Below are 26,513 nucleotides of genomic sequence, written 5' to 3'. Positions count from 1 at the left end.
GATGCGAAGTGCCAAATGCTCGAATTCGAGGGGTACGGCCCGCTTGAGCTGACGGACACCGCGAACCGGACCGTTCATCGGGTCAAACCTCCGGTCTGAGTTGAGCGGCACGGCTGTTCCCGGACAAAAGCCAGATGGGCCTTGCTCCGCTTACGCGGGGATTTTTTTGGGGAAGCCGGTCGCTCTCCGGCTGCTGGGGAGGTGCGGCCCGGTCGGCATTCGACGGACCTTGCCTTAGCAAAACGGGGTGATGCTGGCCTCGTCATCTGGGGAAGGGGCGTGTCGAACCGCCGCGCCCAACAACGGCAATCATGAAGGTCGCCCGGTGCGGTGCTAAAGAAGCTTTATGTAGGTCAGTATCTCGCCAGCGATAAAAATTTCGAAAGCGTAGGCAGCCAGGGCCCTTTGAAACGTGAAGCTTGAGCCGGCGCCCGGCAGCATCCAGTCGTGGGGCTCAATATGTACGACGAACACGTCTGCGAGCCATTCAGTGTTGTTCGAGAAAAGATCCTTTTCGAAGCCTTCGATATCTATCTTCGCTATGAAAGGGACCCCGTTGGCGGCGTAATCAAAGGCATTTCCCATCGTCGTGATAGGCAGGCCGCTCGATGAACGCTCTACGCGGGATGCCCAACCCAGTTCGCCTTCGAGGACGTGGACAAAACCAGGCTCGGCTCCGATTGCCGCTCGAACGGGAATGATTTTATCGGTCAGTTCTGCGTTCTTCGTCAGAATCCGGAAGTTCTCGGGGTCTGGCTCCACAGCGACAACGATGCTGGCCGGAAATTGCTTCTTGAACCAGAGCGATGCTGCTCCAATATTCGCGCCCGCGTCCACGATGACCGGAGTTCTGCCGAAGGCAAGAATCTCTTCGTATCGACGGTTGACACGGTCCTCGAGAATCGGGATCGAATGAGAGATGTGGTACTGGTGAGAGCCGAAGACAGCTCGGACGGTATCGATGTCAGAGTCTCCAACTCTGACGTGAATCGGTTGACCAGAGACGTAGATTTTGGCCGTCTCTGCGCCGGTAAGCCGAGGGGCGTGGCGCATAAGGAAGCGCGGACCATACCGCATAACGTCTTTGAGGTTGGTCCAGATACGATGGATAATGGACATCGGTATAGTCCGGGTCCGACAATGGCTCGTACGTATTATTTCTGAATATTTCCGACCGGCTATTTTAGCGCCTCTGCCTTACAAGAGCCTTACCGCCGCAGGCTCTCAGCTTGGTAACAGTTATACCTCCAGCAGCCGGCTGACAATAAAATGTGCGGGCCGGCGAATTTAAGTTTCCGAATTAACTCGAGGCGCCGGCTATCAAGCTTAATTTGCAGCTTCGGTTGCTGCCGGCATTCACGAGCTACGCTGGGTCGACCGTACACTCCTTTGTCTCGTTCGTCCGAGCTTGCCAAAGCAGGGCAAGCTGCCACCATCCGCTTCGTCCCCGTTGCAAGATTATCGTTGAGTTTAAACTTTTGAAGACGTCGCAAAACACCAGTGAGGCAACGCTCGATCTATTTGAAATGCGTCGCAGGCTCACGGAACTGCGTTCGCAACATTCCGAGAATCTCGTCGTCGTGTCGCTTCTCAATCGCATGCTTGTCAAAGTGGCCCTTTCTATCGGCGCCGAGAGATCAGGCGCATGAGCAGCAAGTGCAGGCAGAATTTGCACATATCCTGCAACGAGTAGAATCCGTCATTTAGCGCGGTGCTTCTCCAATCGGAGCGCTCGGCGCGGCTGATCGACCAGCTGGCGCTCACCTTCGAAGAACTGGAAGCGAACGCGACGGAAGACGAATTGGCGGCGGAGCAGGCAGTCGTCAAAACGACGACGGTTGCCGGATTTACGCGCAGGCGCGCCGAGCGCAACACGTTCCCAGGCACCTTTCGCGCGAGCGGGTGGTGATCGATCCGCCGACGGCGTGCGAATGCTGCGGCGGCAGTCGCTTGCGCAAGCTCGGCGAAGATGTGACCCGAACGCTGGAATCGTCGCCGCGTCAGTGGAAGGTGATCGAGACGGTGCGCGAGAAGTTCTCTTGCCGGGACTGCGAGAAAATCAGCCAGACACCGGCGCCATTCCATGTGATCCCGCGAGGATGGGCGGGGCCGAGCCTGCTGGCCATGCTCCTCCATGAGAAGTTTGGCCAGCATCAGCCTCTGAACCGGCAGACCGAGCGTTACGCGCTGGAGGCGGTGCCGATCAGTCTGTCGACCGCAGCCGACGCCGTCGGAGCGTGCTGCACGGGATTGGAGCCGCTGTTGCGCCTGTTGGGAGCCCACGTCATGGCATCCGAATGCCTCCACGGCGACGACACCACCGTGCCCGTGCTGGCCTTGGGCAAGTGCGAAGTCGCCCGATGCTGGGTCTGTGTGAAGGACGACTGCCCCTTCGGCGGCTCAGATCCGCTGGCGGCAATGTTCTATTACTCGCGCGATCGAAGGGGCGAGCATCCGCAGGCGCATCTGACCAACTATAGCGGCATCCTGCAGGCCGACGCCTTCGGCGGATACACCAAACTCTACGAGCCCCAGCGAAGTCCTGGGCCTATCAGGGAAGCGGCCTGTTGGGTCCATGCCCGGCGCCCGTTCGTCGCCATGGCGGATATTGAGGAAAACGCGCGACGTAAGGCTACTGGCAAGAAGGAGATCGTCCTCTCGCCGATTGCGATCGAGGTCGTGCGTCGCATCGACGCCCTGTTCGCAATCGAGCGCACTATCAATGGCCAAGGCGCCGACTACCGAAAGGCTGTTCGCCAGGCGCAGAGCGCTCCGTTGGTTGCCGATTTGGAAACCTATATGTGTGAGCAGTGCGCCAAGCTCTCCCGCGGTCACGATCTGGCCAAGGCCATGAACTACATGTTCAAGCGTTGGAGCTCCTTCACACGCTTCCTCGACGATGGCCGCGTCTGCCTCTCGAATAACGCCGCCGAAAGAGCGCTGCGCGGAACCGCATTGGCAGAAAGTCGTGGTTATTCTGCGGGTCCGACCGCGGGGGGCGTCGCGCCGCCGCCATGTATAGCCTCATCGTCTCTGCGAAGATGAACGACGTCGATCCTCAGATCTGGCTCGCCGATGTACTCGCTCGCATCGCCATCCACCCCGCCCAAAGGCTCGATGAGCTGCTGCCCTGGAACTGGAAGATTGCGCAACAGCAAGGCCTCGCGGCGAAGGCGGCTTAATGGGGCACGTCAACAAAGTCAACCACGTGTTCATTCTCAGCCATGTCGCCGAGATGCTCGGTGAAGACGAGGACTGGCTGTTCGAGGTCGCCGAAGAAATGGACACCGTGGATGGCCAGCTATGGGTCGTCGGCGTCGGTGAAGACGGGGTGATGGCGTTCACCGATGACGGGATCGAGAACCTCAAGGAGCTGATCACAATCCACAAAGACGACCCCAGCATCATCGAAAAACGCCGCCAAGCGCTCGCTGCGATCATGAAGCCGAAGACCGAGCAGTCCGACGAAATCTAATCCCTAACCGGTCGATCAGCGCGCTTGCGTCCTACAGCACATGGCTGCCCGGCGGCCCACGCCGGATGCGTACGAATGGACGAGCCCTCATCCCAAATATCGCAGGGGACTGCGCCGTAGTTGATCCAGACGAGGCAATGTCCGATGGAGGTAAAACTAGCTGGCGCGAATGAGGGCGCAACCGATGTTACGAATTAAGCTTGATCGAGCGTCCAGGAGTTAGTTCGGGAACCCGGAGGCATCTTTTGGCACTCAGAGCCGAAGTGAAGAGACAGCCCCGCCGCAAGGTGGCAACGATGCAAGAAGTGCCCCGTCTTACGCCCAGCAAAGAAGCTACAGCTCAATTCAGTTGCCGCGGCCCTTCGGCGCCGCATAGTTCCTATGAACTCCGACGTTTTCGAGAGGAGGGCTAGGGCAGGCGTGTTCGATGTAAAACAGCCAGCATATCCGCTTCCGGCGCTCAATCTCCGTGCGCGACGCGACAACCTCGTGCGACAATCAGCATTCAAGAGCGCGCAAATTTGAACGATTGATCGATGATTATTCTATGGTCGAGGGGCCGATGTCTAATGTGCCAGGACTATCTCGAACCACCGGGTCTTCAGTTGCTCACGGCGCAACCAAAGTTAATGCTGCGTCTCCATACCTCGATATCGTCCGAGTAACCGTCAGGTGCTACACTTGTATCGGCCGGGCTCGGACGTTCTGATCCAACTAGTTCTATTGCCCCGCAAGACTTGGATTCGAAGATCGCAAGCTGCTTCCTAGAAAGCGAATAGAGCGTGCAGCTATCAAGATAGTGGGTAACGAGCAGCGAGGCTGTTGAGCGACATCGCGCGCTCGGCCGCTCGGATCTGGCGTCTGTTCACGACATGCTTCAATTGCCAGTCGGGTCGATCAAATTGATCTCCGGCCCAAATCTGAGGGCAGGCATTTGCCGCATTGGTCGAGCACCCAAACGAAGTAATAAGCATCCTCCATAAGCTGACATTTTGAACTATGCTGGCCTGACTAGTTCATCGTCTCAAGGCAACTCGTTCACTCAGGCCAATCGCACGGAACTGTTTGAACCATTTTAGCGGCAGGCCAAGATCGTAGCCTCGTCGTCGCAGTTGTTGAGGAGTCCTCCTTAGAGCAAGTGCAATATCATCTTCCGACGCACCATTCTCGACCATATGCCTGAATCGCGCATCGTCGGTCGGCGTCCAGCCCGGATAATGACTTTCCATTGAAATCGTAACCTCAAAGCTCGTTGCGATGCCAGAATAAGTTTTCCCTCTGCCGCAAGGGAGGGGTAGCTCGCCGGCCAGCATCCACTGGCGTCCAATGGACCGGTCATTGAAATTGCGACCCAAAATGTTGAGGCGACTGGCGTCAACAATGATGGCGTCTCCATGTAAACCCGGCAATCGCACTATGAAATTAAGGTGACGGCACACGGTTAAACTCAATACCATTTCTTTTGCGGGACGCTCGCTGGCAAGCTCTTGCACGACACGCCAAGCTCGGCAGAACAATTGGAATGACGGAAACGTCCGTCTGGTTAATACGACTTCTATTTAAAATCGTCGTTGGATAAGCTTAGCAGCTTCGTCTGTAGTTGAAAATAGATGCTCTGGTACGAACAGTGATCTAGGTGTTCAGTCCCGAGGTCAAGTGGATGGGATCGATTCGGAAGCGGTCAGGCTCGTTTGCCCAAGCTGTGCAAATGGCTTCGGTAGGTGTGAGGCCGCGTAGCGTCTTCAGGCGCTTGGCGAAGTTGTAGCCGTCCAGGAATGCGCCGAGGTGATCTACGAGTTGGTGCTTGGTCTTATAGTGGTATCGCCGGACGGTGGCCTCCGTCAGTGTTCGGTTCCTGTGACGGCAGTCGCCTTCTGCATCAGTCGAGCAAAGGCATATTTCGAGGTGCGGTCCACAGCCACGAAAAGGTAGAGTTTGCCCTCCTCAGTGCGGACCTCGGCGAGGTCGATATGGAAGTAACCGATAGGACAGGCCTTGAACGGCTGCTTGGCGGGCTTGTCACCGGCGACCTCGGGCAGGCGGCTGATCCCATAGCGTTGCAAGCAACGGTGCAAGGATGACCGCGTCAGGTACGGTATCGTCGTTTGCGAGGCGTAGAGGCAGCCATCAAGAGGCAGCAGTGTATGCTTCGGAACGCGACGATCATCGCCTCTTCCTCCGCCGTCAGCACCGTCGAGCGCACGGTCTTCGGACCCATCCGCGCATCGTGAACAAAGTTCCGCTTGCGCCATTTATCGACTGTCTTCTGATTAGGGCCGTGCTGAGCGGCTAAGTCTTTGAGCGGGGCTTCGATCGCTGTACTGCTGCTCGGACGGCGTGGGTGGTCGTGGCGCTGCCGTGAAGTATCTGTCCCATAACTCCTGCCGGAACGAGGGGGCAGCTTGGCTGAATCCCCCACACTCCGGGATCAGGCACCTAGCAGGCTTATCAAGGCGACGAGCCCATGCGGTTCTGGAACTTGTTAAGTCAGATGCAGCAGATGCTGGACGCCGGGGGCTTAATTCCGTGCTCGTGCTCGAAATGGATATGCGAAGACATGTGACCCGACCCGCACCGACTAATGCCCGAGCCGTGTCGCGAACAACCTTGGCAGCTTTCTGCAGGGAAATCCGAGCATCCCCAACGCCGCGGGCAATTTGTACGATCTTGTTTAGCGGGCGAAAAAGCTTGGCTCCACGCGCATGTGCTGCTTAGGAGGATCGCAAGCGGGATAGGCAACGAAAACTCGCATGTCCCCCCACGTTGATTTCGTGACCCCGGTCGGACAGAACGGGTGTGGGCTTCGCTTCAAAATCTGCTGTAAATCTTGCTGTCTATTCGCGAATTGATCTTGGAACTTGGATCCGCAACGCCGACAGGCGCCACAGGAGGTGCGGGACCCCCTTGGATTGGAAACGGTTGGCGAACGATGAAGACATGGTTGACGACATTTGAGCGCTCTTGCTTAACTGCGCCAGCCGCCTGACTTCCGCCGCCGGCAGCCATGACAGAGCTACCGACAAGGGTGGCGATCGTCACCATGTACACTATCTTGCAGACGCGCATGTCAACACCCGGAATAGCGCTTAGTACTAACCGACTTTGAAGGACATTGTTCCTCGCGTCATTCAGCTTCTTGAGGCGTGGTTGTTTGGTGTGCCGCCCTTGAGTTCTTCGTCCGCATCCGGATTTCTTCGAGGCCGTGCAACCCGCACGTTTGTGGACCTCACGCGCGCCGGCAACGGTAGAGCGTCGACGAGATGAGGTTTCCTTTCGTCGACATCCCGTCTGCCCACCATTCCCCATGCATTAAACATTGTCGTGTCCTCGACCTTACTGCGCAATAAGGCCGGTTGGCAGATCTCTTCGCGGAGCCAAGGGCAGTATGGACTGACCGATCGTCTTGATGTTCTGCCCTCTCAAGCAGACCGTGTCGCGGCGTTAGGTCGTCCCGATGGTCTTCCCGAGGCAGTCGACACTGTTGGTGCCGTTTGTAGCCAAGTGGGCATCGCCTCCGTGCCCTCATCCCGCCGGAACTATTCCGCATGCTTCGGGAGGCCATACGGAAACGGCCAAGCGGCAGAGCTTTGGTGGCAATGTGCTCTGCAGGGAGTATGGCGCCATGAGGACGATGTGCCTGGCGGTTGCAGTTTCGCAGATCGAGGTAAGTGCAACGTCGGCTAAGGATGCAGATAGCCAGGGTTGCCTGCGCTGCGGCCGCTTTCAAGAACTACCTCACCGCAAGTCGGGTGTCAGGGACCGGCCCGGCGTAAACGACCAGATTGCGCAGCGTCCTCTGCAAGAGCAGTAGTTCTGCTTACGCGCTGTTCAATGTGTCGCGCGGGATCAAGACAAAGGGCCGGACCCCCGTCGGCGTCTGGCTTTGCTGACTGTCTCAAGGAGGAAGCGATCGAGCTGTACAAGCTCTATAAGGACTAACGCGCACTCTGCAGCTCACTCAACGCCTCTCATGCAAAATGTTTTGACCAATTGGCGGCATTGTCCCTACACTCGCACCGAGTGCAAGGTCTGGGCATTGATGTCACGCAACGCACGCAAGCACATCGATTATTGCATCATAAACTTCTCCACATTAGCTTGGCGGATAATGCGGATGGCAAACGCGGGCTTTTACACGATGAACCGGGAAGTTCGCGTCAACAGCGTTTGCAGATTTCCGTTGCCCGCTTGAGTTGACGATTTTCCTGATCCTGTTCGACGGACTCCTCGAAAGAATCAGGTCTCCGCGAACGATCGGGCGACGCCACGGAGGGCGGCTGTTCGCCGGCGGAATTGAGCGGACCTTTCGACTTCTGTGTCGCGGAGCGACGTTCAGTCGTGAAGCGAGAGACCGACTGAGCGGCGTCGGGGTCGGGCCCCAGTCCATCCCATGCAGAATGCGGGCGCAACTGCAGACTGGTTTGCGCTTCCGCGGCTCCGGTCAAGCCGCCAACGAGCGCCGACAACAGACAAAGTCGCTTCAGTTCGCTGGCGAAGCGTCGTCGCCACAGTCGCGGTAACTCGGCGATAATCGCAGCCTCAAACTCGGAAAGATGGATGCACATTCAAAAAGCCGGTTGGATGAAATCCGCTCATTAAACCGCAATAGCGACGGGAGTGCAAGCTACCCACAAGCACTGTTAGATCGTGGCGATCCGGGCGTCAGCCTCGAACCGAGAACCGGAACTACCGCATCAAAGCCGCCCTTAGTTCAGCCGACGTTTTGCTTTCTGCTTTGCCGCTGCGTCTTCTATCCTTCGCTCGAGTTCCTTCTCAATCAAGGCCCGTACAGCGCGCCGCAGGCGCAGCAGTTCGTCGAGCGGCAGCTTTTCAAAAGTTTCCATGCTGCGGCTCTTTCCATTGCGCATGGTGCCAGCTACGGACGATCTCCCCGCCAGGTTTCAGCGGCCCGCTCACGAGTGGGGCTTGAGCTCGAGGAAAGCTGCCGGCCCGCTGTTGAGGGGGCGTGAATTGAGCCGTGCCGGCAACTTCTGTCAAGGGCACGTCCTTGGGCAAATCTTAAAATTCCAGGTGGATCAACGCTGCCTTGGTGCAGGAGGACGAAGGATACGGTCGTGGGACCGCTGATCAAATGTCATGACATCGATTCCGATGCTGAAAGCTGGATGACTATTCTCGCATCAATCGTGAATATTGCCCTGGCGCGTTTTCATTTGCATGGACAGCAAGGCGCTGCTCGTAGTGACGCGCCAGCTCAAGAAGCCGCTTCTTGAAGGGGTCGCCTTCTCAGCAGGGTCTCGTACGGTCCTGAGGCGTTCTCGGCGAAAATCATCGTCCATAATCACCAGCCTAGCTAAACGCGCAAATGTAGATGCTCGTGGAAGAAGCCGCAGAGCACTGGAAGTCTGTGAGTTCCATGTGCATGGGCCTTGACGATCGCAAATACGGAAAGGCGCCGAGTAAGGATCCGTAATTTTCTCGAATTCGCCGTCGAGTTTGGTAATTTTCGCGAGTTCTCAACTCTCGTCTGTCATCGATCAGTGCGGCGCGCCGATCGTCACCTTGGCGTGGACTGATCGTGGCCTTTGCGACAGCCCTTTTGACCTGGCTGGCCAGATAAAACTGGCGGTGGTCTGCGCCGTCGGAGGCACACGTGAAAATCCAAACGCGGACAGCGAGCTCTGAATTTCCGGAGAGGCACGTTGGAGCAACGGCCTAACGATCGCTGTGTTTGGCTTACGGAATATCTCCAGCAGCGAAAGCACGGCAATAGCTTTGTCATGCACAAGACGTCTCAGCATGCCAACCGGCTACCATGTAGACGCCAGCGACGACCAAGTTGAGGTCGTCGCTGTCGACTGGCCTCAGGCCTGCTCGATGTAGAATGCGCCCGCCGGTTTTCCCGTATGATTGCTCCGATCGGAGATCGACATGACATGCGGCCCGAACGGGGCGAGCGTACCTGTTGGGCCCGATGCATTCTTGAAAGCGAGACGGGACAGGGCGTGTTTGGCTTTAGGCCAGTTCGGCCTGATATAGCCGTATGAAAGTGTTTGGTGATCTATATCACAGACGGTCGTGATGAATATTGGCATTCTCCGCCGCATTCTCTTGGGGGGGTGGGGATGAAGAGGCCGTCTCAGATCCTGTGTAAGGATAGCAAGCTTTTGTCGATAGCAGAGGTCGAGCAGAGGCTCGCGATGCTCGCGGAGTTGGAGCAACTTCTGAAGCGGAGGTCGGAAGCGGTGCTGCTCTCGAGTTCGTTTTTGTCGGACGAGACGCTGGCGGGCCGCAACACGCAAAGGTCCACCAACAATCTCTCGTGACGACAAACCGTTGACCCGTTCGTCAACCTCCTCAGCAACGTTATCAGTTCCCCAAGCTCAAATTCCTGCTCGTGGTTTGATAGCTCATGCTCGGAGGCATTATTGCATCCGGTGGCTCGCGTATGACGGCAAGCTGGTCCATCGGATCAAGCTGCCTTATCTCTCGTAACCAAGCGCAGCGGTCTCTAACCGATTGCGCAAGCTTCGCTCCAGCTATACGATGGCTGAAGCACTGACGACGAGCTTGCAGAGATGGCCCGCTGCCCTGGTCAGCTACGAAGAACAGGCCGGTCTAGGCGTCCGGGTCAAAGTCGTCGCGTAACCCGACGAGGAACTTGATCAGGTCGCAAAATATTGGAGAAGGCGTCGATTTACTGGTTGGCAACGACAGTCTGCCGAGCGGGTCTGCAGCGAGGCACAATCACTTCTGGAATGCGCAATAGCGGCGCCGTCTTCAGAAGGCCGATTGCGGTCAGCTGACGCACTTCTCAAGCGCAAACAGGAGCGCCTCAATCATGTTCCGCGCCTTCATTGTAATCTTCGCGCTTCTTATTCATCCACCTGTCTTCGCTCAAACGACCCAACCCATCGGTCGTTCGGGACGGCCTGTTCCAACGCAACCAAATCCAACGTTCTCGAATCCACTTGGGCACGTCGCGCCGATGGCGACGCCCAACGTCTACTATTCAAGAGACCGCAGCGGCCGGGCGACGGTCATTCGACCGGACGGTAGCGCGATCTCGGGCGGAACCCAGCAGCGACGCTAGTTCGCTGCGAGCGGCAGCCGGATCGGGGATCGAGAATGGTCTGATTTGGGCGCATCTGTTGCTACGAATCCCCAACGGGCACTGAATGACGATTCTCCAAGCTTGGTTTTTGACTGTGCATGAAGACGCGCGTTCAGTTCGAACGTCGTCGGAGACGGGCGCGGTCGTGACCTGGCTATTTACCTTTATCGTCGCCATAGGTGCTGCGGTTTTGATCGCGCATTTTGTCGAAGCTATGCGTTCTTAAACTCTGCAGGAAGCTCTCAGGGCGGCCTCTTCGGTTTCCTTCTGGTGCAAAGCAGACCAGTTGGTGACATCCGCGCACCCAATTTTGTTTGGCCTTCGAAAGACGAGGTCGTGAGCAATAATTCGCGCGGGTGCGAATCAAACCCCCTCGATATTGAGGAGCAGCCTCGCACGATCGGTCGAGTAGTTGCTTGGCTTTTGCCTAGAATTCGACTGCTGGTCGCAGGGACCATGTCGATCGGTATGGGCTCTTCGACGGCGAGCCGCGCTCCGCAGGCCGGCGAATCTGGTCATCCTTCGTTCTGCGGTACGGAACTTAGACGCGGCAAGGAACAGAGGAGGATGGTCTCCAAATGCCAGGGATGGTCATCGAGGAGATCAATCGCGGACTGAGCTCCGCTAGACGTGATCACTAAAGCCGGTGTGTGGGCACGTCGGGGTCCGCAGGTCGCATCCTGCCAGAGACGCTCCGGCGAAGACGGGCTGAATCGGTCAACGGACGAACTCTGCGGAATCATTTTCCGCGTCTGAGCGCTCGCCCAAGCGGGCAAAAATAGGTTGCAATCAGCATACAAGGGCCAAACCAGGAATTAAATGTCGCCATAATCCTGCGTTTAACAGGATCTTGGCGAAAAAGCTGGGGTGATCCGATGAAATTTGTTGCCGAAATGGAGCGCCTTGATCTGGACGATCTATGGGCTCTGTATGCAGAGATGACAGAGGTTCTGGAACGCAGGGTCCGCGAAGAAAAGCTGCGTCTTGAGGAGCGTCTCAGAAAGCTCGGAGTTTCGGAACCCGCGCGCCGAGCCTACCCGCCGGTGCTTCCGAAATATCGCAATCCTGAATTTCCCTCCGAGACCTGGGCGGGGCGCGGGAGGCAGCCGCGCTGGCTGGTCGCGCAACTTCAAGCCGGCCGCCGTTTGGACGATTTCAAAATCCAATCGCGAGACGGTCTGCGCGCACAAGTGAGAATGGGGTAAGGACCGACCGGTCCAAGCCTGGCTATCACGCGTCTAAGTATGAAGACGTACCAACTTGCGCCATCTAGGCGGTCGTCGTGACGAAGCAGCGCCATGTTTGGCGCGGCTCCTTGCTTCTGCGTCGTCGACCCGCTTCTGGAGTTCGTTTAACTCCCGCAATTGCCTGGCAATGATCTCTATTCGCTGATCGAGCTTGCTCGCCATAATTTCACTGACACTGCGCACTGATCCCACCTAAATCCAAACAAGAAAAAAGGGTCGCCAAAACGCGGCGATACTAGGTGAGGCATTGCGGGCTTTCAATTGGCGTTCGCGTGACATCAACAACTCGCGTTGCCTAGGCTAAGCGCTTCACGACGACGCCCTCACGCGGTCCAACTGGACTGTTGCGCAACGAAAGTGGCTTGTGCCGCCATACCTGACCGGAGGGGGCCACGGTCGGCATATACTTCCACGGCGCTTGGCATTTTCGTGCAAACCTGCGATTTGAACCTAGGCTGATCGTGTCCCTAGCGTGGTGTAGCTGGCGGCGGGTCACCGCGTTCGCCGGCAAGGCCGGGCCCGGTCAGCTGGCGATAGCCGTGATGCTGACGGTTGGATCATCGCTCAATGGCGATGAGCGTGTGGGCCTGAACCGACCGGCGACGCGTCCCTAAAAATGTTTGCAACGTTGCGGCTGCCAAGGTCACGAAGTGCGCCGTGACCTCCGGCGATCCATCAACACACTTTATCAAGCTGTTTTATTCTCCGCGAGAGCGGGCGATTTTGGATTTTCAGGACGCAGTCATTGCAGTGACCTGGACCCGCCGGAAACTCGACCGGATGGGGCGCGCTTCGATTGTTGGGGCTAGGCGAGCCTGGGAACCCAGAGAGCCGGCTAACGCAGACTGCTCCGTCGTACACGGGAGCGACGGGTCGATGCTGATACGTACCGAACCCGGCTTCTCACTTCAGCCTCGTCCACCCGCTTCTGTAGTTCGTTCAGTTCCCTAATCTGCCGAACGATGTTTCGAATTCTAAGGTCTAAGGCACCAACAGAAATCTGGCTACCATTACTCATACCAGCCCTCAATGAATAATCACTCGTCAATTAAGTAGTTGATTTTTAGTTCAAAAGCCGGGGCATTTCAAATGATAAGTGCTGCGGCCCTGGGAAAAAAGCGTGACCTTGGTAACCATAGGGTTCAGCCGCACCCATTCGACGTCAAGATCGCGGCCGCCGTGCGATCGAACTTAACGAATGTTTTTTGAAGCGCTAGAAGACGACCTGGAACAGGCTCTAGATCGTCCGTTCCAATCAATGAGCCTTGGGCGAGGCATTGCTTCCCGCCGCTCTGAGCAAATTGACTAGACTAGACGGGTGAGTGAACGAGCCCTCGTCGTCCGATCGCAGGAAAGGGACGTCCAGATCGCTCGGCCGCCTCCCAGCCCATTTCAGCCTCATAGTCGAGATCGACAATGACGTCCTCGAAGGCAGAAATGGTCAGCTGGATTGCGGCGATCTGATTCAGCTCCTCATTCAGAATCGGGCCGACCCGATTTTGGAGCGCGACGACCATTTCCCGCCGTCGTTCTTTCAACTGTACCAACGGCAAACCGTGATCGGACGGGTAGTGCATTTCAGTCCTCTCCATTTGGAACTGCATTAGTCTTTATCCAAATTTTGATGACATGCGGTTGCAAGATGAGTTCGAATTTTAGCGTTCAGCGACGTTCCGGCAAACGATCGTGAACTAGTGCGCAGTTCCGGTTTTGCACGAACTGCGCAGACGACATGCCCGTGTCGGGGTTACGATTAGCAGTGCCATGGCTCGAGGTGACTGGCTCCCCGTCGGACTCGGCAGCGCTTGAGAGAAGCTTTGGTCGGCGGATCTGCTCGCGTGGTGCTCCATGACTATCGGAACAGGGTGGTCCTCCCAGGCTGACACGGGTGCGGAGCGCGCCATCTCTTCGCCGCTACGGGCGCCAGAATTGCGACAGCGCGACATGATGACCGCATTCGACCGTCAGCTTTGAATGGTCGTAGGAAGCTCGTCCATACGTCTCTTGTGGCCGCTACGTGAGCGTGGCTGTGGACCGCGTTGAGGGCTCGGGATTCATTGTCGGGTCGGGTCAACGCGGTCGCGGATTGGGGCCTGCTCGCCCGAAGCCGAAGCTGCATCACCGCTCGTGCATTGTTGAATGCTGCAAGATCAACCCGGAGCGCGCTCTTGCCTAGACGGCGCGATGCATCGTGGTAAGGCTAACGAGCGGTTTGAGTTGCGAACGCAATTGTCTGGACCGATGTTTGCCGGAGTCGTGGGATTGCCCGGAGGTAAGGCAACCGCGCGGCAAGGGGCGCCGTCTCACGTGGCGGCGTCCCGCCCAATAGCGGTCAGACACCCGCGATAGACACAGTCGCTGGGGAAAGGTCATCCTCCTGCACCGTCATGCAATCCCGCCCTTCTTGTCCCGCGGCCCTCGGCGTTAACCGGCTGCGGGAGCTGGGCACCCGTTTGTTTCCGCGAACCACATCGAGGTTCCGACGCATCAAGGTCCGCCGCGTCCCCCGCGTACTGTTCAGCGGTGGCTGGCGAAGGGCGCGCGTCGCTTGCTAAATCGGACTGGCAAGGGTTGGCGAGCAGGTCCAAGGGACTTGACGTTGCAGCGCCCATCCAGGTCCGGTAGTTGATCGTGCTGCTATTGGAGAGCTTCTTCCATGATGTCGCGCATATTCATGATTGTCGGTTCCGCCGTTCTCTTCGTTTGCTCTCCTTGCGACAAGGCTGGGGCTGTCTCAGCAGAAGTGGCTAAGAAGTGTGAAGCGGCGGTAGTGGCGGCGCTCCCACCGGGGGTGCCATCGGACCCGACAGCGGGAAGCGTCAAGGGCAACGTCCGCGACCAGCGGGCCTACTTAACGAGTGCATCGAAAACGGCGGAACACCGCCCAGCGACAAGAAATAGCAGCATACCTTTCGAGCTTTCCGGCCTTCGTTCGGGCGAGTTCTTCGCGCCTGATTGGACGAAAAGGTAAATCGGACGCATCCATATCCGAAGCAAGATCGAGGAAGAGGATCAGAAACTCGAAAGGCTGCGATGGTCGTGGCAGGGGCACTGCAAGCGCTCCGGCAGCCCGGCGGCGAACACGAGACCGTGGCCGCGAGACCATCTGGATCGCAGGCCAGCAGCTCTCCTGGATGTTCGCAGATCAAGGGGCTGCATATTCTGGCCGCGCTTAGGCCAAAGAAACCGCGCCGCTTATGTGCTCGGGACTTCTTGTCGAGAAAGGTTCGCTGCGGTCTCGACTCCCATCAAAGACCTGTAACCATCGACTGAGCTATTGCGCAACACGAAGCTGTGCTCCCTCGCTCAGCCATGGATATGGGCACTGTATTCCAGCTGTCTTGTCGCAGTGCGGAGAATGGTCCGTTGGACTTTCAGCAGTGAGCCTGCGTGCCGGCTTGATCGCGGGGTGCGAATTCGGTGCGCGCCCCGGTCGCAAGCCTGCTGCTCACAGCCAGGATCCAGCGATAGGGCGGTTCCGAAGCATCTCCGTGAGGCGAACCTTGCCATGTCAAGTAGTTGCAACCAAGCCATTCGATGTCTAGCATAAATGGAACCAATTTCAATGGATCCTTGTTACCGGCTGAATTGGCGAGAGTGGAGTACGCTTTCGCTAAAGCAAGCAGGAGATTGGGCCGTGAGACCCAGGCCAGTTGGAGCGCTTGCGGGAGGTCTTGCGCTTCCGTCGGATCAGATGGGCGGGCTTCGAGCGCATGGCCAAACGGTGCGTTGGCTCATCCGATCATCGGGTATGCCAAGGACGGAGCGATCCCACGTGATCCGGTGTAGTCCTGAAAGGTGGAAAGGATCAGCGAGGACCACGTTCACTGGGACTGGCGATGGGAGCTTGAGGCCGCTTTGTGAGGCGGTGATAACCCGCATCAACTACCCGAGCCGGTAACGCCGAGATTGGGCCGGTTTCGCTGTTTTTTAAAATCAGTGCATTGCAGATGTTTTGAAATGCTACCAAGGTTCTTGGATTGATCCGAAAATACTGACATGTGCGTTCGGCGTCATGGCGGCGATGCCGATGCGTTACAGTTAAATATCTGATTTTAAATTACAAGTTAATTTATTTAACATCATGGATGTGCGATGCGAAAGCCGCAGACTTTTGGGGTGGCTTTCGTCGTTTCGCCGCTTTAGGCTTGCATTGCTTTGTGCAGAGCCCTTGAGCTCGATTCATTTCCGTTCGGGCATATTGGAATGACCCGCTATTTTTTCGACATTCGGGACGGATGTGATCTCTATCCTGACGACATCGGGCAAGACTTGGCTGACGAAAAGGCAGCCGAAATCGAAGCCACACAATCGCTCGCCGGCATGATTAAAGATGATCTCGCCGCAGATCGGCGTGACATGGCTATCGAGGTTCGCACTGAAGAAGGGCCCGTCTTCCAAGCTGCTTTCATATTCGGCAACGGACGCATGAAGCACTAGCTGTGCTTCTGCATCGGAATGTTCTAATCACTTTTCAGCGGGCTCATGCCTCGTCAATCCGAGGTGTCGACGGTCTGAAGGCGAAGGCCAAATCGATCGCTCCGTGCGGCTCCCCAAAGTCAATGCTTGGCTCGACGTGGCAGTTCGCTTTTGCTCTGGCGGCGCCACGCCGGGCCCTTGTTTGGCTGAATGACGGTCAATATGTCCGCGCCGCCAGAGACGTCGCGTGCTCTGGATCGTCGTAGATGGCGATCCTTGGTCGCGAGACATTGCAGGGAAAACCTGTCCAGTCAGGCGCTCCAACAACTGCGCGGCGCGCCTCCATCCACCAGAAATATGTCCGAATGCGTCGATTGTCTCACGTAAGCGGCGATTGCGGTCAGCGGCGTGGGCCAATGCAAACACATTTAAATGCCCAAACTCCATTGCGCACGCTGTTGTGATCTGCGCAGGTGAGTGCCGCGGCGCCTCTATTTGAATACCCGTTGGCGCCGCCAGTCCGAAAGCCCGGTTGCCTTCCAAAATGAGTCAAAATGTGGCTCAAGGAAAACCCCGGGAACCATCGGCGGCTTGGACCGTTTTTTCTTATGGTCCGCGTCTCAGAACGTGTATCTCTAGAGATTTCAATCTTGCTTAATTAAATCGTTGGGCGCATTGATGTGCGTCACGAAGAGGCTTGGATTCGCGTGAGGGATTATGGATTACGGCCAGTTGAAAGTGTTGTCCGTGGATGAGCTCTGGCTTCTGCACGAGGAGGTCACCTCCGAGTTGAGCAGAAAGATCGAGGTAGAAAAGGCCAAACTCGAAGAGCGACTTCAGAAGATAAAAATGGCAACTACTAAGAGGGGCGGGAGGGATGGTCACCGTCGCCCATATCCGAAAGTGCTGCCTAAATATAGAAATCCCAAAAATCCCAAGGAGACCTGGTCTGGGCGCGGGAAACAGCCGCGCTGGCTGACGGCCCAGCTTGGGGCAGGCAAGAAGCTGAACCAGTTCTTGATCTCGCGGCCGTAATCCATTCGGCTAGAAGCTTGCCGATATTGCGAAGCCCATGCGACTCGCGGCGGGCAGCATCGAACGTTCAGGCGGAAACAAGCATCCGACCGTTGAGTGTTCAATGCATCCCGATCCGGCAGGCCGGAGTTGGCCGCGTGGTAAGGTTTTGTCGGGCGGTCGCACAGTCGAGCCACAGACATTTGCACGGAGACGCATGCACAGGTCTGCCGCCAGTCGTCGTCTAACAGCTCTCAACTGCCAGAAATAACGGAAATGCCTGAACGTACAGTGCAGATCCGCGTGCAGTTGTCCATGACGTGCCTTCCGTTCAGAGAATGTCGGTCCGTTTCCTTAATTTGACTTCGTCAGCACATCTCGCCAGGTTTCGATCGCGGCGATAGATTTGCTCCACAAAGGAGCGCTATCCGCCCCGGTCGACCGGAGCGATTGAACAAGTTCGTCTATCGCGGCCCAAGCCGCAAGATAGGCATCGACTCCGCCGGGTACGACAGCGCTCTCCTTGTAATCCGAAGCGTCAGCCAGGAGCTGCTCGACCATTTTGATGGCGGCGCGTCGGTCGGACAGTTTGGCGTGACGGACCACGAGCAAGGCGTGCTTGGCACTCACGAGCGCCTTTTCGACCAGAAGCTTGTCCGCTGCAATTTCTTTGGCCATCAATCAGGCCCGCCGACAATGTGATGAATAGAGCAATAAGGGAGCAATTCTAGAATTGTAGCGAGCGCATGCTCGATGTGCAACCAATGAGAGAGGTCGCTTCGACGCCCGGAACGTCGTGGGTCCAGGCTCGGTTTGATCAGAATTCGGGAACGCTTTCTGGACTGCATCGCACGATGGTGAGCCGGGAGGCTGTCAATTCATCGGTCCGAAGTGTTTGCCGGGATCCGCGCGGTCACCGGCAAACAGGCCTTCCCGGCCACACGGGCTAACATGGCGCCTGTGGCGGCCCCGGTTACTATATGCTCAAGCGCCCTTGTCTGGCTGGCGCAGCGGTCAGCCGCCTTGCGGTTAGCGCCCCCGAAAACGCCTAAACTCCTGGTCGTGCGGCGCAGTGCCCCTAGCTGGCTTTGCCTCTGTGCCTTCGCCGCATTAGGTTGACCAAATCTGAGCTGGATAGAAGCCCATTTGATGACGTTGGAGCCAACTAGAACTGCGGCAGGCATCGCGAATACCGCACATCCAGAAGTGGAATTTGCGCTCGTTCTGGCTCGCACAATTGACGCCGTGCAGGGAGATCCGGAGCAACTGCGCCAGGTTATCTATGAGTTGGCGCGGCAGAAGCTTGAGCAATTGCAAGCCGGCGATCCGGCTGAGCAGCAACGACTGGCGCTGGCGCTAGAAGTCGCGATTGCGGGCGTTGAAGCGAATGCGAAGGGCGGTCCGATCGTTCACGACAAGATCCGCTCTGCTGCGATACCTGAACGCTCCTTCCGCATAGCCGCGACCGTCGCTGATAAGACGAGCATCTTGGCAGCCGACAACGAATATGAATTTGGCGGATCATCACCCGTCGAGAATGTGCGAGGTTCTCGACGCATGTTGATGGGGCAATCGCAACTTTTGCCGGCCCTCTCTTTACGCCACTTGGCAATGTTCTGCTTCGTCGCCGGCGTTGTTGTTTGGGCGATCACGTTCGCAGGACGGACGTCATTGCCGACGCCTCAAAGGCCAGAGCCGATCCAGCCCAAGACTGAACTCTCGGTCCACAACAAGAGTTCTCAAGGTCCAACGGTCGAAAAGGCAATCCACGAGAGCAGGCCGCTCCCAGCGGCATACGGGGTATATGCGGAGCAGGGCGGCAAACTCCTTGCGCTCCAGATGTTGCCCGGGCATGCCCCGGATCCACGCGTTGCCATTTCGGCTGCGATTACCAAGCCCAGCGAAACGATGCTTCCAGATGGCAACGCACATTTCATAGTATTCGACAAGGACGGGCAGGGCGCGCACGAATCGGTTGAGGTGCGCGTGATTGCGCAGGTGAGGCAGGCAACGAATTTTGACTCGTCGGGCAAGCCGGTCGTCGCGCAGAAAGGCGGCACCTGGGTCATCCGCAACATCTCTGTTCCTTATCAGACGATTCCTTTGCAAGGGAATCCGCAGATGTACGAGATTCGATCCCGGGAGTCAGGAAAATCACTTCCTGCTGGGCGCTACGCGCTCATTGTACAGGGGAAGTCCTTTGAATTTTCAGTTGCAGGCCCGATCACGGACAAGCGCCAATGCCTGGAAAGTATTTCTGCGGCCAATGGCGTTTTCTATACCGAGTGTCCTGACACCTAGGTGTGATCGTCCGTTGCTACGCCTAATCTTCGCGCTCCAACTTCGTTGCGACCGCGCGCATCCGGCTGCTGGCACGGACGATCGCTATTTTTGCGCGGCAGGTCGATCGAGCCATTCGAGGAGTTGCCGGAGGTTTTCCGTGGTATCGTTTTCGGCCGGCGAAGGTGCCTCCGGCTCGTCAGCATCGTGGTCAATCCGTACAGCGTCAGGCGCTCCGTCTTGCTCGCGTGTTGTAAGCACCACGGGGGCGTTCGTCCGTTTCTCCTCGATCGCTGGTTCCGAACGATCTGGTCGCGGCGCTGGTGTCAGGCCTGCCGGCGATTGATCGAAAATCGCCGCGGAATCCTGCATGTCGACGGAGAAATTGGCGATCGTCTTAGCTCCAACATCGCCATCAAGCCCGGAATCGAGCCTGTAAGACGCAACTATCGTGCTCAATATGCTCGATAGAAGTGCCCTGTTTTCGAATATCAGGTAGGTTCTGGCGAACTGTTGTGCGTACTTTGCGCCGCATCTTGCTAAAATTGCCTCGGCCTGCGCGATGTCGCGATCGCCTTCAGCCAAGTGTCGCCAGCGGTCCCGATCGAAGCTCGTCGACTGCTCGCAGTCGGCGGTCCGGCCGACAGGTCGCACAATCGGTCCGATCGGCGATCGAACGTCCTGCAGTTTTATTGCCTCTTGCTTCCTTTCAGCAGCTTGCAAGACAAGCAGGCCGGCTCCCATCGTCACGAACCCGACCGCAGCCCAATCGATGGAAGCACAAAGAATTAACCCGATGAGCAGAAGTACAGAGCCAGCAATACGCATCATCAACCAAAGAAAAAATATGCTAAATCGCCGTAATCCTACCGTGTTGTCGTTTCTTTGACAATATAATTGGCAAGCGTCGATATTGCCGTTGTCGTTCCAGCGATACTTGCCAGCCCCTGCGGATCTGCGTGCCCCTCAGAAGAGCCTCATATTCCCATCGCTTCCCGCCGATTAGCCTTTTACAGGCCTAGGAAAAGCACATGACGCCTTCGTTGCAAGATGCCCGCCTCCGGCAGCTCAGCGATAAGGGAGTTAACGTCGTCGATCCGCGCCAGACTTTTCTAGACGACGATGTCGACCTCGACCGCGTGTTTCCCGAAGCCATACTGTTTCCTGGCACTCGTCTGGCGGGGCGCAAAACGCTTGTTGGGCCGCGCGCGAAAATCGGGAGCGAGGGGCCGGCGACGGTGATCGAATCGGTCATTGGTGAGAGTGCTGAGATCGCAAGTGGCTATGTAACCGGCTCGGTCTTGCTCACCAAAGCGCGAATTGGTGCAAACGGCCACGTGCGCGAGGGGACGCTGCTCGAGGAGGAGGCCTCCACGGCCCACGCGGTGGGCCTGAAGCAGACTGTACTGATGAGCTTCGTCACACTTGGATCGCTTATCAATTGCTGCGACTGTCTGGTTTCAGGTGGACGGTCCCGCTCAAATCACACCGAAGTTGGAAGCGGGTTTATTCATTTCAATTTCACGCCATGGGGCGAGAGTGGCGACAAAGCGACCGCATCACTGTTTGGCGGAGTTCCGGACGGTGTTTTCCTCCGGGAAGAACGGATCTTCATCGGGGGCAGTAGCGGAATGGTGGGACCCACTCGAATAGGCTTTGGATCTTTCACTACGGCCGGGCAGGTTATTCGCTCGGACGTTGCGACCAAACGTATTCGTTCCGAATCGCAGCGCGAGGTGGACGCGCCTTGGGGATTCGCGGCACCCAGAAAAGCCGCCGATCGCGTTGAAAGAAACCTCGAATATATCGGTCACCTGGTCGCGCTGCAGGCATGGTATCGACGAATGCGCAAGGCACGTGTGCCCGACGATGATGTTTCGCTACCCCAGCGTCTGACGCTCGATGCCGCGATCGCGTTGCTGGACGGCAACATTGCTGAGCGATGGGTGCGACTTGGTCAGTTTCTCGGCCAACCGCTTCCACCGATCAAATTTCCAGCAATCGATTGTCCTCTTCAATTGAACAGCGACCCCGGCCCGCATATTAGCTGGGTCAAAAATCTGTCGCCTGAAGAGATTGCGTCCGGGCGCCGCTGGCTACAGGACACGGTTGACGCGGTCGTGATTGCCAACAGGCCTTCAGTTGGTTAATCGCCATGCTGTCTCAAAAGCCTGACGGGATCGCCCGGGAGCTCGGCGGCTGGTTCGTTCTCGGACTGCAATCTGCCGGCGGCCACGCTAATGCGCCGTAAGGCACCCCGTCACGCGACAATTGCGGGTTATAGGTCGGATCTTCCAAAAGTGCCTTTCCCCATCGCGAACGTAGCTGATTAAGCTCGCGATCGAACCTGTCCCGTCGGTCGGGGCGGTCGTCCTTGCCTCGACTTGCAGATTCAAGGTGAAGGAGCCGTGCGTGCGGCGTCAGTACGATGCGTTTGCCAATCTCACGCAATCGAAGACAATAGTCCACGTCATTGAATGCAACGGCAAAATTTAACTCATCCAGCCCGCCAAGCCGCAGATAGTCTGCGCGACGCGTCACCAGACATGCTGCGGTCACGGCGCTGCACTCGTGGGCTATGCGCAGAAGATCGAGATACCCCGGATCGCTGCCGAGCCTGTCTGTAAAGGCGTGGGTGGCCGCGAAGTTCATCCCGAGAACCACGCCACCATGCTGAACGACGCCGCCCGGCCAGGTCAAGAGCGCGCCTGCCGCCCCCACATCCGGCTCTGCAAGGCGAGACAACAGTTCGTCGAGCCAGTCGTCTGACGTCGCCTCGATATCGTTGTTGAGAAGGCATAATACATCGCTGTCAACCGCAGCCGCCGCGCGATTGTTGAGCTTGGCGAAATTGAAGACGCCTTCGACACGAATGGTTCCGATTCCCCGACGGGGCAGATCGGCCAAATAGTTCAACGAATCCGGATCAGTGCTATGATTGTCGATCACGAGAATATCTGCCCCGCTGCGCGCGACAGCAGGCGCAATGCTGTCGAGACATGTGCGTAGCATGGCGGCTCGATCACGAGTCGGTATCAGTATCGTTGTCTTCTGGCGTTGCCTCACACGTCTCACTCGCACCGCGGGAAACAAGCTTCCCTCGGATGGAATGACTTCCGATCTGATGGCACGCGCGATGAGGTGCCGTTGCGTGGCGGATTGCAGGTAAGGCGTGCAGTGAAGCCGGTCCAGCTTCGGCAAGGTCCCCGCCGAGCCTGATAAATGCAGGATGGCCCGTTGCGGCCCCGTCCGGTCGAGCATCGAGTTGAAAAGCCGATAAAGATTGTCAGGCTTCGAACGCAGCAGTTCAAAAGCGGCGTCGCGCCGAACGGCGAAAAGGTATGAGCAATAGCCCTGTTCGAGCATTCGTTCATAGTCAAATGCTGGCAAGGCGATTGGCCACAATCGACCATCGTCGGCGAGAAAGTCGAGGTCGCAATAGACTGCCGACGCATCGGGGTGGTCATCGAATGCTGCCGAAATCCGTGCCAAAGCATTGGGCGCCAATTGAATGCCGGCCATGACAAACACCAGGATGTCCGCCACTGGGTTCGTATCTGTTAGAAATTCAGAGACGAGGGCAGGATCTATCGCGGGGGGCGTTCCCTCGATTACGGCCGCAGTCCACGCCTCGTGACTCTGGCTTTGCAATGTCGCGAGTGTTTGTTCTGAGTCTCTTTCACCGGCAACGACAACGGCAAGTTCGAGCTGGCTAGGGCTCGGATCAGGCAATGGGAAACGCTCAAGCCAGGCTTCATAGTCCGCAAAGGGAAGCGAGGAAGGAATGAGCTGGTCGTAGAGTGTGCCGCGAAGACGCTCTGCGCCGTTATCTCCAAGGGAAGATAGGATTGCGGAAAGTCCGTCAGGGAAGGCGACGAACGTTGCATAAGGCATCAATTCGCCATCACCTTGACGCAGGCTCACCCGGTGGACGCAGCCATCTGCAAATCGCTGTGGCAAGTTGAAGTCGAACGCGCGAACATTGCGGCCCGAGTGGGAGGAGCCATTCTCGTCGATGCGCGTCCACTGAGTGGCGCGCAATTGCGAAACCGTCTCGCCATCCACAACGGCATCCAGGACAGTCTCGAGACTCGAGTCAACCCATCCATGGAAACGAAGGCCGCCTAGCCAGCGCAGGAAGCTTTTGGTGCGCGTATCATCGAACGTACCCTTTCGCGTCGAATTCAAGTCAATCGGAAGGCCAACCCCTGTCCCTAGATTTGCGATCCGCGCTTCGACGGTACGCGCCGTTGATAGATGATCGGGATCGAGCAACAGCTCAAATCCGTAGCGCGCATTCCTCATGCCCCGGTTTGCGAGCTCGGGAACGAAGCTCGTAGCATGACAGGTTTTAATCACCAGGCCATCCAGCAGAACGTCAACGGTAAAGTTGCGCCCGAGGTCTTCTGGATCGAATACGAAGCCCGTGAGCGTCCCGTCAGCGGCCAGAGCAAGCCGACTAACTTGGGTTCCAGTCACGGATTTCGGGGTTGAACCTGGTTGGCCGCGGGAAGCTCGGATCATGTTTGGGGCGCTCCTATCCAGCTTGCGAGAGCGTCGGCGAGCGCCGCGTCATCGATGTCTGGCGAGATCGGAAGATCACCGGGTCTAGGAGCGACCAGGCGATTTGACCAATCGCAATAGGCAACCTTCCTGTTGGCTTGCCGGACGGCTTCGATGGTCGGATGGCCGAATAGAGGATCGCCAAAGTCAGTAAAGAGCCAGCTCGGAGCGTGCGGCAGCAGGACATCGGCGAGCTCTGCAAGGTGCGTGTTTCCCGTGACAAACAGATTAGGGAATGACATGAGCTCGAGGTCGTTCAAGGTTGCTCCGGCCACAACAATGGATACTGCCTCATGCTGCAATCGCGCGGCGATCGCGCGGATGACGCGAAAGATGACAGGCGATGATGATACGGGAACGATGGCCAGAGTTCTGCCAAGAGGCTGGCCGCTCGGAAGAACCAGCGGCTCGACTTTCCAGGACCGGGTGTTGATCGTGCGTCGCGGCATGCGCGAGCGTGCAAATGCTTCGGCCGCCGGCGTGGGGGCAAGGAGCGGCGCCTTTGTACTCAGTTGAGACGAAATGCCCTCCATATCTGCCGTGATCCAGGTGTCAATTCGGATGGCCTGGCTATGAGCAAGTCTGGTGAGTTCCGCGTCTACGGCCGGGTCGAGGACTTCGAGCCGCGTCGGCCGCAGATCGGCAATGATTTTGGCAGCACGATCCTTAGCCGCGTCGGAGGAGAGGTCGATAAAAATCGACTGTGGGGCACTTTCATCGTACGCGGAAAGGCGCAGTCCAGCGAGGTCTCGAATGATGAGGATAGCGTGCTCGCCAGCATTCGCAATTTCGGCGGCGCGCGCCCGTGCAATATCGAGGCTCGATCCCATGGCGGTAGCGATGAGAACGGAATCACGATCGAGGCGGCCTAAGCCGCGCTCGATCGTGGCGCGTGCGAAGCGCAAGGGGTCAACGGCTTCAAATGCCAGGCATTCTCTTCGATAGCCGGGAAAGCGCTGGTCAAGGATGTCGAGATTGCGCCGGACCAGCTTGCGCTTTTCCTCGCCAAACGACCGTGATCCGTGATGACCAACGAAGACCGAAGCCGAGCATACGCTCCGAAAACCGCTCGCACGGGCGCGTAGGCAGAAGTCGACGTCTTCGAGATAACCCCTTTCATAGCTTTCAGAAAGTCCAATCACTGCGTCCAGGCAGGCTCTGGTGACGTAGAGGCAAAAGCCGATCCCGCTCGGTACATCGACGACTATGCTCTTGTTGGTTGCCGCGGCTATCCGATCCAGAGCAATGAGTTCGTCATAGCCTGGCATCGGATTTTCTTGGTTCGGTATGGGAAAAGAGAAGATGTCGCCGTTATTCGAAAAGGGAGTAGCAGTTCCGATGTCCGGTGCCGAGTGTGCGGCGGCAGCCAAACGTTCGACGAACCCCGGGGGGACGACCGTATCCGCGTTGAGGAGGACGACGTCGCCATTTTTCACTTCGGATAGCGCACGGTTGATCGCGCCGACGAAGCCAAGGTTAATCGGATTGATCAGCAGGTCGATTTCGTTCGTGGCCGCAAGCTCGAGCAGGTGATCTCGAAGCTCTGGATCCGGGGTCGCGTCGTTTACAACCAGGATCCGATAGGCACTGTCGCGCGATTTTGTCTTCGTGCCGGGGCTGGCAGTCCGCGCTTGAATGAGACTTTGTAGGCAGCTCCTGGTTGCCTGGAGATCGCCATACACCGGCACGAGGATCGTGGGCAGAGCATCGGACACATCGGCAACCGACTTGCTTGTCTCGCCCCGCGAGAGCCGTTGTGTGCAGCCGAGGTTCGGCGGAAGCCGCTGAATCTTGAACGCCTCTCCCTCGGAGGTCATGATCAGCTGCTGAGGTCGCTCTGAAGGCGGCCGACGGAGCCGGAAGCCGGTTGCCTTTATCTGACGGCTGGCCAGTGGATGAAACGGGTCTGCGACCAAAACGCTGGTGAGAGTGCCGTCTTCGAAGGATATCGTTGCCTCGATTTCGGCTTCGTCGCCCCAGGCAACCCAGCCGGCCACGTGACTATCAAAGACAGAAACGGCAGCCCATCGACGTTGGCCGGACGCTTGAAGTACCGCAATGGCGCTTCGGACCGTGTTGGGCGCTTCGTCATGAGCGATCAGGTTGGACGCTGCGGCCCGGCGACGCTCATCTTCGCTCCAGAGCAGCATCCGGCGATTTGCGTTGATATCTGTCGGGGCAATGCTGAGAGCTTGTGCGAGATCGCTGAGGGCGGCCTTTTGCCGGCCAAGATGCCAGTTCGCCTCGGCCCGCAGCACAAAACAATGCGCTGCCGGAGGAGGATCTATCCGACACCGCCGGTCCGCATAAGCCAGCGCGAGGTTGAAGTCTTGAGCCGAAAGGGCACGAGCAGCCCGCCGCTCGAGCAAAAAGTGATGTTGCAGACCTAAATATGCGGTCGCGCCATCATCTTGCTCCGATGCCATTCCAGCCGTCCTGC

18 protein-coding genes and 2 pseudogenes are annotated in these 26,513 nt (G+C 57.5%); 9 read left to right on the top strand and 11 right to left on the bottom strand.

Features of this window, described 5'->3' with window-relative positions:
- Window positions 1-333: 333 nt before the first annotated feature.
- A complete protein-coding gene (locus AC0L3U_RS30860) occupies window positions 334-1,119 on the bottom strand; it encodes an FkbM family methyltransferase (RefSeq protein WP_456765730.1) in 786 nt (261 codons plus the stop codon).
- Between the two features lie 601 nt (window positions 1,120-1,720).
- On the opposite strand from AC0L3U_RS30860, the pseudogene tnpC reads away from it, so the two are divergent.
- Window positions 1,721-3,182: pseudogene (tnpC, locus tag AC0L3U_RS30855) on the top strand (IS66 family transposase); the annotation flags it as partial.
- Window positions 3,182-3,475 (top strand): hypothetical protein, encoded by a 294-nt coding sequence (locus AC0L3U_RS30850; protein WP_456765729.1) that lies wholly within the window; start codon window positions 3,182-3,184, stop codon window positions 3,473-3,475. The pseudogene tnpC and the gene AC0L3U_RS30850, both read left to right, overlap by 1 nt.
- Before the next feature lie 1,016 nt (window positions 3,476-4,491).
- Here the strand turns inward: AC0L3U_RS30850 and AC0L3U_RS30845 are convergent.
- The 5 genes and pseudogenes from AC0L3U_RS30845 to AC0L3U_RS30825 form a co-directional block, all read right to left on the bottom strand.
- Window positions 4,492-4,968, bottom strand: coding sequence for a hypothetical protein (locus AC0L3U_RS30845; protein WP_456765728.1), 477 nt, complete (start codon window positions 4,966-4,968; stop codon window positions 4,492-4,494).
- A 139-nt stretch (window positions 4,969-5,107) separates the two neighbouring features.
- Window positions 5,108-5,851: pseudogene (locus tag AC0L3U_RS30840) on the bottom strand (transposase family protein).
- A gap of 432 nt (window positions 5,852-6,283) precedes the next feature.
- On the bottom strand, window positions 6,284-6,517 hold the full coding sequence (locus AC0L3U_RS30835) for a hypothetical protein (protein ID WP_473294072.1): 234 nt from the start codon (window positions 6,515-6,517) through the stop codon (window positions 6,284-6,286).
- 1,115 nt (window positions 6,518-7,632) lie between these two features.
- Window positions 7,633-8,040 carry a hypothetical protein gene (locus tag AC0L3U_RS30830; RefSeq protein WP_456765726.1) on the bottom strand — a complete coding sequence of 136 codons (408 nt, stop codon included), beginning with the start codon at window positions 8,038-8,040 and terminating at the stop codon, window positions 7,633-7,635.
- Window positions 8,041-8,181: 141 nt separating this feature from the next.
- On the bottom strand, window positions 8,182-8,319 hold the full coding sequence (locus AC0L3U_RS30825) for a hypothetical protein (protein ID WP_456765725.1): 138 nt from the start codon (window positions 8,317-8,319) through the stop codon (window positions 8,182-8,184).
- A gap of 231 nt (window positions 8,320-8,550) precedes the next feature.
- Here AC0L3U_RS30825 and AC0L3U_RS30820 point away from each other — a divergent pair, with 231 nt between their 5' ends.
- The 3 genes from AC0L3U_RS30820 to AC0L3U_RS30810 all read left to right on the top strand — a co-directional run bounded on the left by AC0L3U_RS30820 (window position 8,551) and on the right by AC0L3U_RS30810 (window position 11,755).
- Window positions 8,551-8,709, top strand: a complete 159-nt coding sequence (locus AC0L3U_RS30820) for a hypothetical protein (protein WP_456765724.1) — start codon at window positions 8,551-8,553, stop codon at window positions 8,707-8,709.
- An 894-nt stretch (window positions 8,710-9,603) separates the two neighbouring features.
- Window positions 9,604-9,762 (top strand): hypothetical protein, encoded by a 159-nt coding sequence (locus AC0L3U_RS30815; protein WP_456765723.1) that lies wholly within the window; start codon window positions 9,604-9,606, stop codon window positions 9,760-9,762.
- 1,663 nt (window positions 9,763-11,425) lie between these two features.
- Complete coding sequence (locus tag AC0L3U_RS30810; RefSeq protein ID WP_456765722.1) at window positions 11,426-11,755, top strand: H-NS histone family protein; 330 nt, start codon at window positions 11,426-11,428, stop codon at window positions 11,753-11,755.
- 1,352 nt (window positions 11,756-13,107) lie between these two features.
- On the opposite strand, the gene AC0L3U_RS30805 is transcribed toward AC0L3U_RS30810, so the two are convergent.
- Window positions 13,108-13,374 carry a hypothetical protein gene (locus AC0L3U_RS30805; RefSeq protein WP_456765721.1) on the bottom strand — a complete coding sequence of 89 codons (267 nt, stop codon included), beginning with the start codon at window positions 13,372-13,374 and terminating at the stop codon, window positions 13,108-13,110.
- 2,629 nt (window positions 13,375-16,003) lie between these two features.
- Between AC0L3U_RS30805 and AC0L3U_RS30800 the strand changes: the two genes are divergently transcribed.
- Together AC0L3U_RS30800 and AC0L3U_RS30795 are read left to right on the top strand one after the other, a co-directional pair.
- Window positions 16,004-16,237 carry a DUF6894 family protein gene (locus AC0L3U_RS30800; RefSeq protein WP_456765720.1) on the top strand — a complete coding sequence of 78 codons (234 nt, stop codon included), beginning with the start codon at window positions 16,004-16,006 and terminating at the stop codon, window positions 16,235-16,237.
- Between the two features lie 696 nt (window positions 16,238-16,933).
- The gene (locus tag AC0L3U_RS30795) at window positions 16,934-17,251 is read left to right on the top strand and encodes an H-NS histone family protein (protein WP_456765719.1); all 318 of its coding nucleotides are present in this window, start codon (window positions 16,934-16,936) and stop codon (window positions 17,249-17,251) included.
- Between the two features lie 333 nt (window positions 17,252-17,584).
- On the opposite strand, the gene AC0L3U_RS30790 is transcribed toward AC0L3U_RS30795, so the two are convergent.
- Window positions 17,585-17,908 (bottom strand): hypothetical protein, encoded by a 324-nt coding sequence (locus AC0L3U_RS30790; protein WP_456765718.1) that lies wholly within the window; start codon window positions 17,906-17,908, stop codon window positions 17,585-17,587.
- A 471-nt stretch (window positions 17,909-18,379) separates the two neighbouring features.
- Between AC0L3U_RS30790 and AC0L3U_RS30785 the strand changes: the two genes are divergently transcribed.
- Complete coding sequence (locus tag AC0L3U_RS30785) at window positions 18,380-19,531, top strand: hypothetical protein (RefSeq protein WP_456765717.1); 1,152 nt, start codon at window positions 18,380-18,382, stop codon at window positions 19,529-19,531.
- Between the two features lie 84 nt (window positions 19,532-19,615).
- Here AC0L3U_RS30785 and AC0L3U_RS30780 read toward each other — a convergent pair whose 3' ends face one another.
- Window positions 19,616-20,344 (bottom strand): hypothetical protein, encoded by a 729-nt coding sequence (locus tag AC0L3U_RS30780; RefSeq protein WP_456765716.1) that lies wholly within the window; start codon window positions 20,342-20,344, stop codon window positions 19,616-19,618.
- A gap of 197 nt (window positions 20,345-20,541) precedes the next feature.
- On the opposite strand from AC0L3U_RS30780, the gene AC0L3U_RS30775 reads away from it, so the two are divergent.
- Window positions 20,542-21,660, top strand: a complete 1,119-nt coding sequence (locus AC0L3U_RS30775) for a UDP-N-acetylglucosamine pyrophosphorylase (protein WP_456765715.1) — start codon at window positions 20,542-20,544, stop codon at window positions 21,658-21,660.
- Between the two features lie 13 nt (window positions 21,661-21,673).
- Here the strand turns inward: AC0L3U_RS30775 and AC0L3U_RS30770 are convergent, their stop codons facing one another.
- On the bottom strand, window positions 21,674-24,034 hold the full coding sequence (locus AC0L3U_RS30770; protein ID WP_007606760.1) for a glycosyltransferase family 2 protein: 2,361 nt from the start codon (window positions 24,032-24,034) through the stop codon (window positions 21,674-21,676).
- Window positions 24,031-26,499, bottom strand: coding sequence for a glycosyltransferase (locus AC0L3U_RS30765; protein ID WP_473364286.1), 2,469 nt, complete (start codon window positions 26,497-26,499; stop codon window positions 24,031-24,033). Before AC0L3U_RS30765 ends, AC0L3U_RS30770 begins: the two co-directional genes overlap by 4 nt.
- Window positions 26,500-26,513 lie beyond the last annotated feature (14 nt).

This window comes from Bradyrhizobium sp. Kon69 (assembly GCF_055807515.1).
The sequence above is the reverse complement of the archived record's forward strand: the minus strand, read 5'-3'. Positions and strand labels throughout refer to the sequence as shown.